Origin of the sequence: Paenibacillus eucommiae, assembly GCF_017874215.1 — a bacterium.
GTDB lineage: Bacteria > Bacillota > Bacilli > Paenibacillales > NBRC-103111 > Paenibacillus_AI > Paenibacillus_AI eucommiae.
In genome coordinates this window covers 327,462-342,951 of the sequence record NZ_JAGGLB010000001.1, presented here as the reverse complement: position 1 = coordinate 342,951, position 15,490 = coordinate 327,462, and the positions used below count along the sequence as shown (strand labels likewise).

At 45.7% G+C, this 15,490-nt stretch carries 14 protein-coding genes and 1 other annotated feature; of the genes, 12 read left to right on the top strand and 2 right to left on the bottom strand.

What is annotated here, in order from left to right; all coding sequences use genetic code 11:
* Positions 1 to 26 precede the first annotated feature (26 nt).
* The 3 genes from J2Z66_RS01125 (at position 27) to J2Z66_RS01115 (ending at position 2,921) form a co-directional block, all read left to right on the top strand.
* The gene (locus tag J2Z66_RS01125) at positions 27 to 416 is read left to right on the top strand and encodes a RidA family protein (RefSeq protein ID WP_209968812.1); all 390 of its coding nucleotides are present in this window, start codon (positions 27 to 29) and stop codon (positions 414 to 416) included.
* A 12-nt stretch (positions 417 to 428) separates the two neighbouring features.
* Positions 429 to 1,844 (top strand): hypothetical protein, encoded by a 1,416-nt coding sequence (locus J2Z66_RS01120; protein WP_209968808.1) that lies wholly within the window; start codon positions 429 to 431, stop codon positions 1,842 to 1,844.
* 312 nt (positions 1,845 to 2,156) lie between these two features.
* Positions 2,157 to 2,921 carry a GNAT family N-acetyltransferase gene (locus tag J2Z66_RS01115; protein ID WP_245375186.1) on the top strand — a complete coding sequence of 255 codons (765 nt, stop codon included), beginning with the start codon at positions 2,157 to 2,159 and terminating at the stop codon, positions 2,919 to 2,921.
* A gap of 26 nt (positions 2,922 to 2,947) precedes the next feature.
* On the opposite strand, the gene J2Z66_RS01110 is transcribed toward J2Z66_RS01115, so the two are convergent.
* Positions 2,948 to 3,382: a DUF6843 domain-containing protein gene (locus J2Z66_RS01110; protein ID WP_209968804.1), complete on the bottom strand. Its 435-nt coding sequence runs from the start codon at positions 3,380 to 3,382 to the stop codon at positions 2,948 to 2,950.
* A 147-nt stretch (positions 3,383 to 3,529) separates the two neighbouring features.
* Positions 3,530 to 3,787 (top strand) — a binding site (T-box leader).
* A 448-nt stretch (positions 3,788 to 4,235) separates the two neighbouring features.
* Between J2Z66_RS01110 and J2Z66_RS01105 the strand changes: the two genes are divergently transcribed.
* Both J2Z66_RS01105 and tyrS read left to right on the top strand, forming a co-directional pair.
* Positions 4,236 to 4,706, top strand: a complete 471-nt coding sequence (locus tag J2Z66_RS01105) for a GNAT family N-acetyltransferase (protein WP_209968802.1) — start codon at positions 4,236 to 4,238, stop codon at positions 4,704 to 4,706.
* On the top strand, positions 4,707 to 5,384 hold the full coding sequence (gene tyrS / locus J2Z66_RS01100; protein ID WP_209968798.1) for a tyrosine--tRNA ligase: 678 nt from the start codon (positions 4,707 to 4,709) through the stop codon (positions 5,382 to 5,384).
* Between the two features lie 74 nt (positions 5,385 to 5,458).
* Here tyrS and J2Z66_RS01095 read toward each other — a convergent pair whose 3' ends face one another.
* Positions 5,459 to 5,860, bottom strand: coding sequence for a hypothetical protein (locus J2Z66_RS01095; RefSeq protein ID WP_209968796.1), 402 nt, complete (start codon positions 5,858 to 5,860; stop codon positions 5,459 to 5,461).
* A gap of 450 nt (positions 5,861 to 6,310) precedes the next feature.
* Here J2Z66_RS01095 and J2Z66_RS01090 point away from each other — a divergent pair, with 450 nt between their 5' ends.
* The 7 genes from J2Z66_RS01090 (at position 6,311) to J2Z66_RS01060 (ending at position 15,469) form a co-directional block, all read left to right on the top strand.
* On the top strand, positions 6,311 to 8,623 hold the full coding sequence (locus J2Z66_RS01090; RefSeq protein ID WP_209968793.1) for an AraC family transcriptional regulator: 2,313 nt from the start codon (positions 6,311 to 6,313) through the stop codon (positions 8,621 to 8,623).
* Between the two features lie 217 nt (positions 8,624 to 8,840).
* The gene (locus J2Z66_RS01085) at positions 8,841 to 9,749 is read left to right on the top strand and encodes an ABC transporter permease (protein ID WP_209968790.1); all 909 of its coding nucleotides are present in this window, start codon (positions 8,841 to 8,843) and stop codon (positions 9,747 to 9,749) included.
* A 12-nt stretch (positions 9,750 to 9,761) separates the two neighbouring features.
* Positions 9,762 to 10,628, top strand: coding sequence for a carbohydrate ABC transporter permease (locus J2Z66_RS01080; RefSeq protein ID WP_209968787.1), 867 nt, complete (start codon positions 9,762 to 9,764; stop codon positions 10,626 to 10,628).
* A gap of 47 nt (positions 10,629 to 10,675) precedes the next feature.
* A complete protein-coding gene (locus tag J2Z66_RS01075) occupies positions 10,676 to 12,277 on the top strand; it encodes an extracellular solute-binding protein (RefSeq protein ID WP_209968784.1) in 1,602 nt (533 codons plus the stop codon).
* Between the two features lie 19 nt (positions 12,278 to 12,296).
* The gene (locus tag J2Z66_RS01070) at positions 12,297 to 13,154 is read left to right on the top strand and encodes an amidohydrolase family protein (protein ID WP_209968781.1); all 858 of its coding nucleotides are present in this window, start codon (positions 12,297 to 12,299) and stop codon (positions 13,152 to 13,154) included.
* A 51-nt stretch (positions 13,155 to 13,205) separates the two neighbouring features.
* Positions 13,206 to 14,213 carry a Gfo/Idh/MocA family protein gene (locus tag J2Z66_RS01065; RefSeq protein WP_209968778.1) on the top strand — a complete coding sequence of 336 codons (1,008 nt, stop codon included), beginning with the start codon at positions 13,206 to 13,208 and terminating at the stop codon, positions 14,211 to 14,213.
* Between the two features lie 5 nt (positions 14,214 to 14,218).
* Entirely contained in the window at positions 14,219 to 15,469 is a 1,251-nt protein-coding gene (locus J2Z66_RS01060) for a DegT/DnrJ/EryC1/StrS family aminotransferase (RefSeq protein ID WP_209968776.1), read from the top strand.
* The last annotated feature ends 21 nt before the right edge of the window (positions 15,470 to 15,490 follow it).

Here is a 15,490-nt window from a genome sequence, read left to right as displayed (position 1 = left end):
AAGCCTGAGAGGGGACAAAAACAACGATGCTAGAACGTAAAAAAGCAATGTCAGGAGCGCCATGGGAAACGATTTTTGGTTATTGCCGGGCGTTGCGGGTCGGAAATGTGGTGGAGGTATCCGGTACAACGGCGATGAAAGATGGGGAAATCGTGGGGGTTGGAGACGCGTACCGGCAAACGAAACGAATTCTGCAAATTATCGAAGAAGCTTTGGAGGAAGTCGGAGCCAGCATGCAGGATGTTACCCGCACGAGAATTTTCGTCACGGATATTAAGTTATGGGAACAAATCGCCAAAGCTCACAGAGAAGCTTTCAGCGATATTATGCCGGCAGCCTCCATGGTGGAAGTCTCAGCGCTTATGGACCCTCGCCTGTTAGTCGAGATCGAGGCGCAAGCTTATTTGGAAAAGTAAGGGTGGGAGAAAATGACAGAACACCATTTGCGGGTCGGAGCAGCCGTTCTGCCGATTACCCCGCCGCTAGGCATCGATATGCTGGGCTTTGTGAATCGGATGAGGGCGGGCACAGGCTACGGTGAACCTATGGAAGTCGGCGCTATCGCCGTAGAAAGCGGCGGACAACGCATCATCATCGTTTCGATCGATATGGCCGTCTGCCCTCTGGACAGAGCCGGTTCGTGCCCGAAGCACGCCGTATTGATAAATTTCAATCACAGTCACGGATTGCCGGGTTTTCCCGCTGCAGTCAAGCTGGGTGGACAATACCCGGAGTACACGCTTAAGGAGCGCTTGTTTGCGGACTATGTAGTGGAGATGGCTGTCTCGGCGGCAGAGCTTGCGATCTCGAGGTTTGAAGATGCCGAAATGGAATTGGGCGTTTCAGCCGTAGAAGGGTTGTCTGTCAACAGACGGGAGCGCACAAAGGATGGAGGAACCATACTTGGCTGGAATCCGGACGGAGCTTGTGATCGCAGTGTACAGACGGTTTGCTTTAAACGGAAAGACCAATCTGTCATTGTGACCGCCGTTAATTTTGCCTGCCACCCTGTCGTATTGGGAAAGGACGTTTCGGAGTATTCCTCGGATTTTGTCGGCCCGCTCAGAAAAACGGTCAAACAAGTATTGGGCGGGGAATGTATATTTCTGCAAGGGGCTGCGGGCAACATTTTGCCTTTGGAAGGTTTCAACCAATCGAAAGGGATGGAAGTGGAATTCGGAACAAAATTGGCTATGAAAGCGATCGAGTCCGTATTAAACCCGGTTGAGCCTGCAACAGTTATGGAGAAATTCGATTTCGCCTCGACAACGCCGATTTCTCTCTATCGCAAGAAAGTGATGAAGCCGGCTTTTTCCGAGGCGCAGCCGGTCATTTCGGCCGCTGAACAATGGATTTGTTTTCCGTATGAAAAGCTGCCGGCCCGACAGGATCTCACAGCCGAAATCGAGCGGCGCGAAGAGCAATTGGCCGAAATGCTGGCAAACCCCGATCCCCTTACTTCTCCCAATACGGTTCGATACCACATCGCATGGGCGAAAGAGATAGTAAGAACCGTAGACGAGGGTTCATTGCAAGCAGATGTGGAAGCACCTTTGCAGGCGATCAGAATCGGGAATCTCGGGATTTGCGCCGCGCCTGGTGAAATTTTCAACGAGATCGGTTTAGCGGTGAAGGAAAAATCGAAAGCGAAGGTGACTTTTTACTGCGGGTATTCGAACGGGGTTCTTGGATATTTTCCCACTGCCGCCGAATATGCTTATGGCGGATACGAGCCGAGCGTTTCCCATCGAGGATACGGCCAGCCGTCAGCCTTTGACCCGCAATGCGAATCGATATTGGTCGAAACGAGCACCCGTTTGTTGAATGGATTATTTAATGAATGAATGCTTATCTTACTGATCATGATGAGGCGGGCCTCGGACGAGCTTTGTTAGAGCTGAGACCACTGGGAGCTTAAGCTATGCCGATTCAAGCCAATTCGAGTCGATTTAACAAAAATAGAATGAAAAGCGGTGGGACAGAGTAAGTTTTGTTCCACCGTTTTTCATTGTGTCTTCTTCTAAACTGCTTCCACTTAAGCCTAAATAAGCTGAAAATTCTTTAAGTTCGATTTATCCAGCATATTTGTGAAAATTTTTTGTTTTATCGTTGAATTTTAATTCATAAATATGTATATTTATACAAAATGATATAACATGACAGGGGAGATTGCTATTTACAAGAAAATTGAAGAGTTTTCACTCAATGCTTGGCCCGCTTTACAGAGCTTTGTTTATGATGGCTGGTTGCTGCGGTTTGCCGACGGGTTCACGAAAAGATCGAATTCAGTGAATCCGATATACAATGGTTATGAGAAGAGTATTCCAAATAAGATCCGGCACTGCGAAGATATATATTCGAGTGTTGGTTTGGATACCATTTTTAAAATCACACCGTATGTGACTTCAAATCATATTGACAACCTGCTAGACGAGCTTGGTTACATCGTTGTTGATCCTTCAAGCGTAAAGATGCTCGATTTAGCCAACACAGAAGAACCCCATAAAACAACTGTTACGGTTTCCACTGATGTGAATATTGAATGGCTGGATCAATTAGCATGCATGAATAACCTCTCGGAGTCCGCTAAGCAGACCACTTGGAGGTTATTATCACCGTCGTATGTTAAGAAAGGTTTTTTTACACTTTTTGAAGGAGAGGTTCCTGTAGCCTGTGGACTAGGTGTTGTGGAACAAAATTATATTGGACTTTATGATATCGTCACAGATAGCAGCTATAGGAGCCAAGGATATGGACGGCAATTAATACTGAATATGCTAAAATGGGGGAAAGCAAACGGAGCAAGTCACAGCTATTTACAGGTAGTAAAGAGTAATAGAGCGGCTGTAAGTCTATATGAAAGCCTGGGATATCAAGAAGTGTACACGTATTGGTACAGGCTTAAGAGCCGAGGAGACTGAATAGTCTCCGACACAGGCATAATGCTTTATGGTGCTGTAGGGTTTTGCTTCCATTGATCTTCCGTTCCTACGAAAAAAGTTACCTTTGTAGGAAAGATTTTGACGGTACCATCTGATCTGTGTTCTTCACCAGATGAGGTTCCGCCGCCATGATTCATACTTTCGTGCAGCCCAATTCTCGTTCTCTGTCCATCTGCTCCAACATAATATAGCAGCATAGTTCCTGATTTCATTGTGGTTGATGTTTGCAGTTTACCGTCAGCAGGAATTTCATATACATATGATTTCCCTTCACGCTCCAAGGGAGGGGAGTCAGGCTGATCGAAAGTAATCTCCACCCATCCTGTATATCCTTGCGGCAGCAAGTATTTATGATCATAATTGTTTGGTGATAGGTAATATAAAGTAAAGGCGATGAGCGCTAAGCAGAATACAATAGACCATCCTTGCCATTTTTTCATTGAGTAACCTCTTTCCACTTTCATAGCAAAAAACTTCCTTTAAGTTCTACTGTACCTTCTAGAGTAACAAAAATCGAGTCTTGTTGCCATTTGTTAATTAATTTACAGATAATTGAAGTTGTGTTTTAATTGTCTAAACTAAATATCAGAAAAGCGAAGATGGATATAGGTTAGGGTTAAAACTTTGTAGGGAAAATGGAAAATACTAGCGGAGAGTCGGTGCCTGGTGCGAACCGATGCATACCTTTTTCTGAATTACAGTCCTGAGCGGGTGAGGGGAAAATGCAGTAAAGCATGCATGAGTAGCTTTGACTCGGCAGGAATTGCCGTTATAACAAATGAGTGAAAGAAGATCAATCTTCTTTAATTAGGGTGGTACCGCGAGACAAACTTCTCGTCCCTTTGTTGGGATGTGAAAGGTTGTCTTTTTTTGTTTTCTAAAAATTGGCTATGTTAATCCTTAATGTTGATATTAGATATTTTGCGAACATTTGTTCCACGATTAGGATAACATTATTGTTTCGGAGATGATTTAACCATGGATTTGATCCATTTCGACGATACCTTGGAAAGATTCGGTTGGAATTTGCTTCAAAGCGGCAAGGATTTTATGTCGCCAGTTTCTAAGTAACGGAACCACGCCAGATAATGATGCAAATACTTGGTAGCAACAACAGCAAGGAATATGAGAATACAACGTCGAATAAGAAAAATATGTTAGTTTTATCTTGTTTATTTGCTGTAAATGAAACAAACACCAAACTTAGACGAACATCTTTCTTGTACTAAGTTAACAGAGCATGTACTATAAATCGTATTTTTAGAAAGCGTCTCAATAGGAGGTATATATTTAATGGAGGTTTCATTATGTAAAGCAGATTTAAAAAATGCAGTGACCATTCATGAAATGAAAGTCAAAGCGTTTATGCCCATGTTGGAAAAATATCAGGATTTTGAAACAAGCCCCGCCAATGAAACCGTAGAAAGAATTATTATTCAAATCAATCAATCTTTTACAGATTATTTCATAATTCATCATCTTGAGGTTGCTGTTGGTGGAATTAGAGTCGTGAAAAAAGATAATCAAATTTATAGTATTAGCCCAATTTTTATACTGCCAGAACATCAAGGAAAAGGAATTGCTCAAAAAGTCTTTAAAATGGTTGAGCAGATATACGATGATGCAAAGTCATGGAAATTGGGTACCATCTTACAAGAGAATGGAAACTGTTATTTGTATGAAAAGATAGGCTATAAAAAAACGGGTGCAACAAAAGTAATTAACGACAAAATGACAATGGTATTTTATGAAAAGCATTTATAGATGAAAATCCATTGGATTATTGGAGATTTTACAGGCAGAATTGGTGACCCGTCGGGAAAGTCGGAAACCCGAAAGCAGCTGACCGAGGAAGATGTTAAGCGGAACGCCGAGACCTATCAGAAGCAATTGTATAAAATACTTAACCCGGAGCAAACCCAATTTCACTATAATTCAACGTGGCTTGGAGAAATGAAGTTTGAAGCGGTTCTGAATTTGGCTGGAAAGCTGACGGTGGCACGTATGTTGGAAAGAGACGCTTTCGCCAAACGATTTGCCAACAACCAGCCTATTCATATTCATGAGTTCTTTTACCCGCTGATGCAGGCCTATGACTCCGTTTCATTAGAAAGTGATATTGAGCTTGGAGGCACCGATCAAACTTTTAACATCTTAATGGGCAGAACGCTGCAAGGTGCGTGGGCTTTACCCGAGCATATGGAGGTCATCCGCATTCTGTCAAATGAGCTCGATGATAGTAGTACTATCCTCCTATACAGCCTCTTAGTCAAAATGAAATTACAAGTGTCTAACGCCGAGGCAAGGCGCAGTATTATACAAGGTGCGGTCCGAATAAATGAACAGAAAATCACAGATCCACAGGCACAAATAAGGCCGCAGCAAGGTGATATTGTGCAGGTAGGCAAACGGAAATTCGCCAGACTTGAGATTGAACTTTAGTGTTTGTAGGCAAGAGGATATGATCGCTGAGAGGTCCCTCTTGCCTATGGTTAAAGGTTATGAGGATGGCCACATTAGGGCTTAATAAGCTTCTTTACGTCGTTCAATGGAAATTCAAGAGTTACAGCCACTTCTTCCGGGGAAAATCCTTTGTCCAGCAGCTTGCGGATAATCGTTTGTCTTTCTTCTTCCTTACCTTCTTCCTTACCTTCTACTTTACCTTCTTCTATGCCTTCCTCATAACCCCATCGTTTCCATGCAGGCATAAGTTCCATAATGATCGATCCCTCCTCAGGGTATTGTTGGCTTAATTCATGTAAAATGGCTTCGTCTTGCTTTATATTAGGTGTGAAATACAAATCAGCGATGGACATAATGAGCATAAATCTCGCAGGATCAAGCTTCTTTTGCAGCCGGAGCATCATCTGCAGGAAGGCAAAGCGAACCTCACGTTTCTCTTTTTTAGTATAACCCATTTTTGCGAGTAATGTCCGCTATTCGTTTGAGCGTTAGTAGCAGCCGTCCTCCTCCGAAATGAGCGTGTACTCCATTTAACGATGTTTTTCATCGTTAAAGTACGATTGTAGCTGAGAAGGGAATGGGTGTGGGAGGAAGAGCGGTAGCGTCCGCCTTTAAAGATTTGTTCCTACCTCCTCATCAATACCATTCAAGGGAACAAATCTTTAACAGCGGCTGGAGCCCACATCCATTCCCTCGGCAACGGACTTTAGTCAACAACACGCACCTCAAAGGACGCCGAAAGGCTTTTTTCCTAATGGAGATAATTCTGTTTGCTAACGGATAGGGATTTGTTAGAATAATGACAGAAGCTTTGCTGCATTGACTGCTGCTGATGGAGTTGCAGGTAGGGCTGCAAGGGCTGCAGGTAGGACAACGCTTATTTTTATCAGGGGGAAGGAATCGATGTGTTGAACCGGTTATCTTTTATAAGAAATCTTACTTTTCAAAAAACGCTGCTTGTTTACTCGATCCTGATCGGTATCATTCCTGTGCTGCTGATTGGGCTGCTTTCATCTTATATTTCGACCAAGGGCATTCAAGAAGAAGTAGATCAAGGGCAGCAGATTATTCTCAAACAAATCGAGTATCAGGTGGATGCTTTTCTTAAGGATTTACAGACGACTTCCTTTCAAATGGCTGATGACCGTACCTTTGAGAAAGCGCTTCGATATGGGATATCGATGAACAATTTGGAGCCAACACTCGACATGGTGAATGCGATCAGTAAGTATCGCAATCATTCCAAGATTAGCTTCAGTGTATCACTTGTGAATCCGAGTTATGAGCAGGTTTATTCCAATTTATATGGATTACAGGAGATTAAAGATTTTATTTATTATGATTTAATCAGAGATAATGATGGGAAGCAGCGGGGAACACAGTTAATCCCTCCGCATACTTATCCCAATCAACCGGAGCTGCTGCTGCTCAGAACGATCTACCTGAATGCACTGCCAAGTGACGGCGTACTGGTCATGCATATAGATGCCAAGCAGCTTAATGAATGGTTCCAATCCGTTAATCAAGGCGGGAACCGCAAAGCGCTGGTTGTGGATGAACAGGGGAGAATTGTATTGAGCGGAGACCAGGCAGAGGTTGGCACCCGTTTGTCGCCGACTTCGGGCTTATACCGCTATTGGCTGGAGGGAGAGGAGGCTGCATCGTCCTTTGTGCTGGAGCGCGTCAGCTATCAGCTTTCTTCCAAGAAGTCGAGCTTTAACGGATGGACTTATATGTCCATGATTCCACTGAAAGAGCTTAGCCGTAAAGCAGACCGTATTCAATACATGACCTGGTGCTTCGTAGCGGGCATTGCGGCCATTTGGATGTTGATTGCTTTTCTGGGCTCCAGAAAATTAACCGTACCGCTTCAACGTATAACCAAAAAAATGACGAAAGAAATGACTGGCAGCGGCACTGAATTTCAGGTGCTGGATCAATATATGGATCAGATTGTGGAAATGAACGCGGATTTGACGAACAGGCTGAATGAACAGCTGCCCCAATTAAAGGATAGTGTGCTTTTGCAACTGCTGCGCGGGGAATTGAAGGAAGAAGAAATCAACGCCAAGCTCACTCAAGCAGGTCTGCAGCTGCAGGGGCAGCGGTTTCATGTATGCATTGTGGAAATTGAGCAGTATGGGGACTTCATCCAAACCTATGGAGAGCGAGACCGGGCTCTGTTCATGTATGCCTTATCCAAAATGATTGCTGAAATAGGCGGGGAGAAGTTTTCCTGCTTGACAGTAGCGGCTCATCCGGGGCAGGTGGCATTGATCGTTGGGATGGAAGGCAGCGACAATAACGAAATGGATAACGAAGACGGTAAAAGTGGCGAGCAGACGCTTCTTGAGGTATGCGAGTCTATTGATGAGAAAGTGAAGCTGTACTTTAAGTTTAGCACGGCAATCGCAATGAGTCAGGCCTGCAGGCGTTACAGCAGCATTTGCGAGGGCTATCAGGAAGCGCTCAGGCTGCTCCATTACAGGCCTATGATCGACAAGCACAAGACCATCACTTACAAAGAGATTACGAACGCTGCGCTTTCCCAGCAGTCCAGCCGGCTTTTTGTCAAATGGCAAAAGTCGATTGTCGTTAACATAGCGGAAGGCAACTTTGATCAGGCTGCGGTTGAGATGAACAAGATGATAGATGTGATTCCTGAGCACGTGCTTAATAACGCATCTGCGCTGGGCATTTTCAATTATTTGCTGGCAGAAATTGAGCATTTGCTGTTGGAGATGGGGTATGAGCTGAGTGATTGTCTGGATGAGCCTATTTATCAGACCTTGTACGCTTGTGAATCGCTGCAGGAGGTTAGAGAATGGCTGATCGGCACGGTGCTGCCGGCCATCCGCAATCACTTGGCAGAGGTGAATAAGTACGACAATAAGAAATTGACGCGGCAGGTCATCCATTATATTCATGAACATATTGAAGATGATTTATCCCTGCAAAAGGTGGCGGATGAATTTGAATTAACGACAGCGAAGGTCAGAGCTTTGTTTAAAGAAGAGCTGAATATGAATTTTATTACGTATTTGATTGAATGCCGGATATCCAAGGCTAAGGAGTGGCTCGTTCATTCCGAAATGCCGGTCAAGGACATATCTGAACGCCTGGGTTATACTTCTCCGCAAAATTTTTCGCGTGTTTTTAAGCAAATGACTGGCGTTTCTCCAGGGACCTACCGGGATCAATTTTTTCAAAAGGAATGAGTACAGCTCTTGGCATTTGGCGGGAGCATGTATAGGAGTATGACGGGAAACACACCTGGAATGGGTTCATTCGGGTGTGTATCTTTTTATTTAAGGACGTATCATTTTGTTGTAGAGAGCCCAAAGGAATGGATACTTTACCTTAACTGAACATTTAGATACATTAACATCAGGTCAGGCAAAGGCAAAATATTAATCAGGAAAGGAGGAGTGATCTATGCAAAACCCGATATCTGCATCGATCTGGAAGCATCGTTATTTATATCTACTTGTTATACCGGGTACGCTTTACTTTATTATTTACCGGTATATCCCTTTGTTCGGATCTATCATCGCATTCCAGGATTACAATCCCTTTAAAGGCTTCATTCATAGTGAATGGGTAGGTCTGAGGCATTTCTACACAATTTTTGAGAATCAGGATGTATTACGTGTTTTGTTTAATACTCTGCAGCTCTCGTTTTTGCAAATTGTATTTGCTTTTCCAGCCCCAATATTACTTGCGCTTATGTTGAATGAAATCCGTAGTCAATTCGTGAAACGATGGATCCAGTCGATCATTTATTTACCTCATTTTCTCTCATGGGTTGTAATCGCAGGAATAGCTACGGTCTTTTTGAGAAGCGAGGGGTTAGTTAATCAGCTGCTTCACGCAGCTTTTAATACGGAACCTATCTACTTTTTGCAATCTCCGGTGTTTTTCAAGCCGCTGCTCATATTAGAGGTTATTTGGAAGGAAGCTGGCTGGGGCACTGTCGTTTTCCTGGCCGCCCTGGCCGGGGTCAATGCTGAATTATATGAAGCGGCAGTTGTAGACGGGGCAGGCCGCATGCGCAGAATATGGCATATCACCTTACCAGCAATCCGAAGCACAATTGTTATTTTGCTGATTCTAAGACTTGGCACTGTGCTGGATAGTGGTTTCGAGCAAGTATTTCTGATGCTGAATCCGTATGTGATGGAAGTGGGGAACGTGCTGGATACTTACGTGTATTACAAAGGTATTGTCCAGGCCGACTTCAGCTTTGGGACAGCGGTTGGATTGTTTAAATCCCTTGTCGGTCTTGTGCTCGTTGTGCTTGCCAATCGTTTGGCCAAACGTTTTAATGAAGAAGGGATTTATTGAGGGGGAAAAATCATGCAGCAGCGGACATGGGGAGAACGGATTGGCGAAAGCATCAATCTCCTCTTACTGATTTTCATTGCGTTCCTTATGTTTTTTCCCTTTTGGCACATTTTAGCGGTATCTTTCTCATCCTATGATCATTATTTGCAAAGTGAATTCATCCTGTGGCCGAAGACGTGGGTGGTTGATGCTTACGACTACATATTCAGCCATAGCCGATTTATTCGTGCGATCTGGGTGACAATAGGCGTTACAGTGCTGGGAACATTCTTGAGCTTGCTGTTTACAACTACGATGGCTTATGCGATGTCACGTACTTTTCCGGGGCAAAAAGCGATCATGATGATGGTTTTGTTTTCATTTCTTTTCAGTGCGGGGATGATTCCGACTTATTTGGTTGTCAGAGAGACGATGTTGATCAATACGATTTGGGCGCTAATCATTCCGGGAGTAATCAGTTCTTGGAATCTGATTGTGATGAGACAGTTTTTCCGGAGTATTCCAGAGGTGCTTCAGGAAGCAGCCCTTATCGATGGAGCCAATGATTTGACCGTGTTTTGGAAAGTGATTTTACCTCTATCCAAACCGGCCATGGCCACCTTCGGCTTGTTTTATGCTGTCGGCTACTGGAATGCGTATTTTAACGGTATTCTTTATTTGAACAAGTCGACTCTTTGGCCGATCCAGGTGCTGCTGCGTCAGATTGTTATTGTGGAGGATAAATCAGCTCTCATTAATGACAATATACTGGCTAGACCGCCCGCTGAGATGATTCAGATGGCTGCCATTTTAGTGGCTACAGTGCCGATTCTAGCTATATATCCGTTTATACAAAAACATTTTGCCAAGGGGGTGATGCTTGGATCTGTTAAGGGGTAGGGCTTGTAGGTTTTCAAACACACATTTTATTAGGGGAGGTTCTACACATGAAATCAAGAAGGATAGCAGTTGTTCTTCTACTGTGCTTGATGATCTTTACTGCAGCTTGCAGTAATAACACAACCAAGGGTACAGACACAGGAACGAACCCAACAGGGACAGCGGGAGGGACAAGTAAACCCGTAGTAAAGGAACCGATTGACATCAGCTTTATGAGCTTTATGGCGCTTGATGTTTTCCCGCCGTCTGAAGGAAGAGCCGTAGATATGATCAAGGAAAAGTTTCAAGCCAATATTAAATCGCAGTTCATCCCTGTAGCTGATTTTGGGGATAAGGTTTCTGTGTTGATCGCTTCAGGCGATGTTCCCGATGTCGTATCCTGGGGCGGGATGGAGTCCACCTTTATCAAATTTGCCAGACAGGGCGCATTCCTGCCCATAGATGATTACATAGACAAATATGAATCGCTGAAAGCAGTGCCAGAGCATGTGTGGGATCAGCTTAGAATTGATGGGAAAATCTACTCTATTCCAAGCTATGGCTCAAGCCATGTATTCACGATGATCATACGCCAGGATTGGCTCGATAATTTGAATTTGAAGATGCCAACCAACTACGAAGAATTGAAGCAAGTAGCCATTGCCTTTACGAAAAATGATCCGGATGGCAACAAGAAGAATGATACGCTTGGTTTCTCGGTATACAGCAACATAGGTCCTGAGGCGCGCGCTGGCGCTTACTGGTCACAGGCTTGGTACCATAAAGATGCGGATGGGCAGTATATTCCAGGCATTATCGGCCCGGGCCGCAAGGAAATCATAGAAATGTACGCGGATGCTTATGCACAGGGCGCAGTAACCAAAGATTTTGCAGTGGTGACGATCGATCAAGCCTACAAAGAATTTTACTCTGGAAAATCGGGCATTTTCCTTGGCACTCCAAGAGGGATGAGCGAACCGGATTACTTGGCACTGCTGAAAGCACAGCCTAAGGCGGTTGTAGCCTCCGTACCTTATTTCGTGGCTCCAGATGGCTCGCAGGGATCTGCATTAGGTCTGGGATACAATGGATTTACGGCCATTTCAGGGAAATTAAAGGATCAGCCCGAAAAAATCGAGAAAATTTTAGAAATTATGGATTTCGGCAGAAAGTGGATTCCAGTTCAGGATAGAACGCCGCAAAATGCTGACTTTGATTGGTTGTATGGTAATGAAGGCACAGGATATACGATGCAGAACGGAAAGGCGGTTTTACAGCCGGCTTATGAGAAAAATGCACCGTTCCATTACATGCTGCAAAGGCATGAGCCTTATACGCCTTGGGCGCCAAATGATGATGCCAACCAGTATTCAACCTCGCAGTATGATTCCAAGGAAATGCAGGAGTTTATCGCCAAAATCGAGGAGATGGAGAGAACGAGCAACAAAACGCCTTACGCCGACCCGTCTCGCGGTATTCTGACTGAAACGCAAGCGAAGAAAGGACTTGAACTTCAGGAGTTTATCATCGGCGAGCAGATTAAGATGATTTCCGGAGCACGGCCTATAACTGAATGGGATAAAATGGTCGATGAGTGGAAGTCACGGGGCGGTGCTGATTGGATTAAAGAGATGAACGCAGAAATTAAGGAACGTGAAGGTAAAAAATAAGCTAGAAAGGAAAATAACGATGATCATTGATTCGCATAATCACCCGTTCTATGGGCATATGAATGTGGAAAAAACATTGCAGAATATGGAGAAATGCCATATCGACCGAACCTGGATGCTTACGCTGGAGACACCTGCGGATGAGACCTGGCCAGGTTATTACAGCAGCTCATCCGGAAATGAATTTGCCGCTATGCCGTTTGCCAATTGCCTGCATTATGTGGAAAAGGCGCCTGAGAAGTTCGTTCTCGGCTACGCGCCTGATCCGCGCAGGCCCTATGCGCTCAGCAGATTGGAAGCAGCCATTGAAATGTACGGAGTGCGGATTTGCGGAGAAATCATGCTTAGGATGACCTATGATAATCCGGATGCGATCAGCATGTTTCGCTTTTGCGGAAAGCGGGGATTGCCGGTTATTGTAGAGGTCAATTACGGCATTGATGCTGTTGGTTCCCATGCACAGCCTGGCTATTGGTATGGCGGTGGGATTGAAGCTTTCGAGCGGATGGTGAGGCAGTGCCCGGATACGATTTTCCTTGGCCATGGGCCGGGCTTCTGGTCGCATATTTCCGGCGATGATCTGTACCAGAAACACAGTTACCCCAGTGGTGATGTCCTGCCCGGAGGCAAGGTAACGGAAATGATGCGCACCTATGACAACCTGTACTGTGATTTATCCGCCCGATCTGGCTATAATGCACTAACCCGGACTCCGGCCTTCGGCAAGGAATTTCTACTGGAGTTCCAGGATCGGGTGCTTTACGGCAGAGACGATTGGGATAACCGGCTTCAGGAATTTCTGAATGGCTCTGGATTATCACAAGAAGTGATTCATAAAATTTATGCAGGCAATTCCCTGAAGCTCGTCCCCCTGTAAGCAGCTTATAAGCTATTGGCAGGAAAAAAGAAAAAAGGAGCTGCTTGCTGCATGTCTTATGTATTTGCAATTATTGGCTGCCAGCATGGGCATATCAGCCGATTCATAACGGAGATGCTTCAAATGGGACATTCCTGCGCTGGTATCCATGATTCCGGAGATACAGCCTTGGCCCGCAGACTGGCGAGTGATTTTAATATTCCTTATGTTGAGGATGTTGAAGCTCTCCTAGTTCCGTCGGTAGATATAATAGGAAGTTCTGCTATTAACAGTGAAAAAATAAATATCATTGAGCTCTGTGAGCAGCACGGGAAACCGGTGATGGTGGATAAGCCTGCTGTCACCAGCAGAGCCGGACTCAGTCGCTTGGAGGCTGTTGTGCAGCGGGGGCGGATTCAGGTAGGCATGATGCTGACGGAACGATACCGCCCATCAGTCAATACATTAAAGCGGCGCCTCGATGAAGGAATGTTCGGGGACATTACGAGCATTGCGATCCGCAGGCCGCTGAAGCTGTTTCCCGGAGCCAGGGCTCCCTGGTTCTTCTCCAAGGAACAGAATGGCGGCATCCTTGTGGATCTGATGATTCATGATTTTGACCTGCTACGCTGGCTGAGTGGTGAAGAGATTTGTGATATGCACAGCTTAGCGGGCAAGCATGTTGTTCCGGAAAGCGTGGATTTCTATGATACTGCTCATGTTCAGTTGGTGCTGGGAGAGGGGATTATTGCCAGTCTGCATGCAGACTGGCTTGCCCCTGAACAGGGTTGGGCGGCAGATGGAAGAATATTCGTTACGGGGACGATGGGCTGCGCCGAAATACGACTGGCCGGTGATCCGGCGATTGCTGAAGAAGAGCTGTTGTTTACTGTAAGTGAAGGACAGCGGTATCAGCAGGAGGAGCTAGTGCCTTCGCAGTCGGGATTAAGCGAGGATTTTATCCGGCGAATTGAAGGAAGGCCCGCATTGCTTACTCAACAGGATATATTGGAAGCCTGCAAGGCCGTTATTGCTGCGGACGAAAATGCACACAGATGGAAGGCTAAATGGAAAGGGTGAAAGGTATGAGTTACACAGAGCAGCTGGCTATTAACGGAGGGCCCAAGGTTAGGAACAGACCGTTTCCTGACCGTGGTCTTCTGGGGGAAGAAGAGAAGGAGGCCGTCATTGCGTTATTCGATGAAGCGATTGCTACTGGAATCGCGATCGGTTATCTCGGTCCGGAGGAGGAAGCGTATTGCAGCGAATTTGCCTCTTTTATGGGAGGTGGTTACGCAGATGCGGTCAATTCAGGCACAACAGCGGTGTATGTGGCGCTGCGGGCGCTTGATCTCGAGCCATTCACGGAGGTCATCGTCAGTCCGATTACAGACCCGGGCGGCATGATGCCGATTGCGCTGCTAAATTGTATTCCGGTTATTGCTGACTCGGCTCCCGGCAAATACAATACGGATGCTGAGCAAATCGAGAAGCTGATTACTCCGTTAACAAGCGCAATATTGGTTGCGCATATTGGGGGAGAACCTCTTAATATCGAGGCTATTGTTGCTCTAGGGAAGAAATATGGGATTCCTGTGGTGGAGGATTGCGCTCAGGCTCATGGCGCTTCTATTAACGGCAAGCTTGTAGGCAGCTTTGGGGATATCGCAGCGTTCTCGACGATGTTCGGCAAGCATCACTGTACTGGCGGGCAGGGGGGCGTTGTGTTCACCCGACAGGAAGCGCTGTACTGGCGCGCCCGGCAGGCGTCTGACCGGGGCAAGCCATTCGGCTTGCCGGAGGGCTCCACGAATGCGATCGCTTCATTGAATTTTAATTTGAATGATTTGGCTGCAGCAATCGGCAGAGAGCAGTTGAAGAAGCTGCCGATTATTGTGCAGAAGCGTCGTGCCCTTGCAGCCAAGCTGTCCGAGCGCCTAAGCGGGCTGCAATCGATCATCATTCCGCCGCAAATAGAAGGCGCCGAGTCCTCTTATTGGTGGTGGCGACTGGAGGTGAATACAGAGCAGATCAGCTGTGACAAGGACACTTATTGCCGTGCATTAAGCGCTGAAGGGCTGCCGATTAATCCCTCGTACAGGGCGATGCCTCACTTGATGGATTGGTTTCAGCAGCAAAATGTGTTTGGCACAAGCGGCTACCCCTGGAAGGCCCCTGCATATAAAGGAAATGCGGACCGGGAATTCCAGTGCCCGAACGCGATGGCAGCAACAAGTGTTCAATTTAATTTGTACATCACGGAAAGCTGGGGAGAGCAGGAGATTGCCGACACCCTGGCAGCATTTGAGAAGGTAGATCTGGCTTATAAGAAGTAAAAGATCTGAAGGCAGGAACTG

Bases quoted from the DNA above. Each gene is read 5' to 3' on its own strand.
- J2Z66_RS01125 (WP_209968812.1), top strand. From the start codon at position 27: ATGCTAGAACGTAAAAAAGCAATGTCAGGAGCGCCATGGGAAACGATT.
- J2Z66_RS01120 (WP_209968808.1), top strand. From the start codon at position 429: ATGACAGAACACCATTTGCGGGTCGGAGCAGCCGTTCTGCCGATTACC.
- J2Z66_RS01115 (WP_245375186.1), top strand. From the start codon at position 2,157: ATGACAGGGGAGATTGCTATTTACAAGAAAATTGAAGAGTTTTCACTC.
- J2Z66_RS01110 (WP_209968804.1), bottom strand. From the start codon at position 3,382: ATGAAAAAATGGCAAGGATGGTCTATTGTATTCTGCTTAGCGCTCATC.
- J2Z66_RS01105 (WP_209968802.1), top strand. From the start codon at position 4,236: ATGGAGGTTTCATTATGTAAAGCAGATTTAAAAAATGCAGTGACCATT.
- tyrS (WP_209968798.1), top strand. From the start codon at position 4,707: ATGAAAATCCATTGGATTATTGGAGATTTTACAGGCAGAATTGGTGAC.
- J2Z66_RS01095 (WP_209968796.1), bottom strand. From the start codon at position 5,860: ATGGGTTATACTAAAAAAGAGAAACGTGAGGTTCGCTTTGCCTTCCTG.
- J2Z66_RS01085 (WP_209968790.1), top strand. From the start codon at position 8,841: ATGCAAAACCCGATATCTGCATCGATCTGGAAGCATCGTTATTTATAT.
- J2Z66_RS01080 (WP_209968787.1), top strand. From the start codon at position 9,762: ATGCAGCAGCGGACATGGGGAGAACGGATTGGCGAAAGCATCAATCTC.
- J2Z66_RS01075 (WP_209968784.1), top strand. From the start codon at position 10,676: ATGAAATCAAGAAGGATAGCAGTTGTTCTTCTACTGTGCTTGATGATC.
- J2Z66_RS01070 (WP_209968781.1), top strand. From the start codon at position 12,297: ATGATCATTGATTCGCATAATCACCCGTTCTATGGGCATATGAATGTG.
- J2Z66_RS01065 (WP_209968778.1), top strand. From the start codon at position 13,206: ATGTCTTATGTATTTGCAATTATTGGCTGCCAGCATGGGCATATCAGC.
- J2Z66_RS01060 (WP_209968776.1), top strand. From the start codon at position 14,219: ATGAGTTACACAGAGCAGCTGGCTATTAACGGAGGGCCCAAGGTTAGG.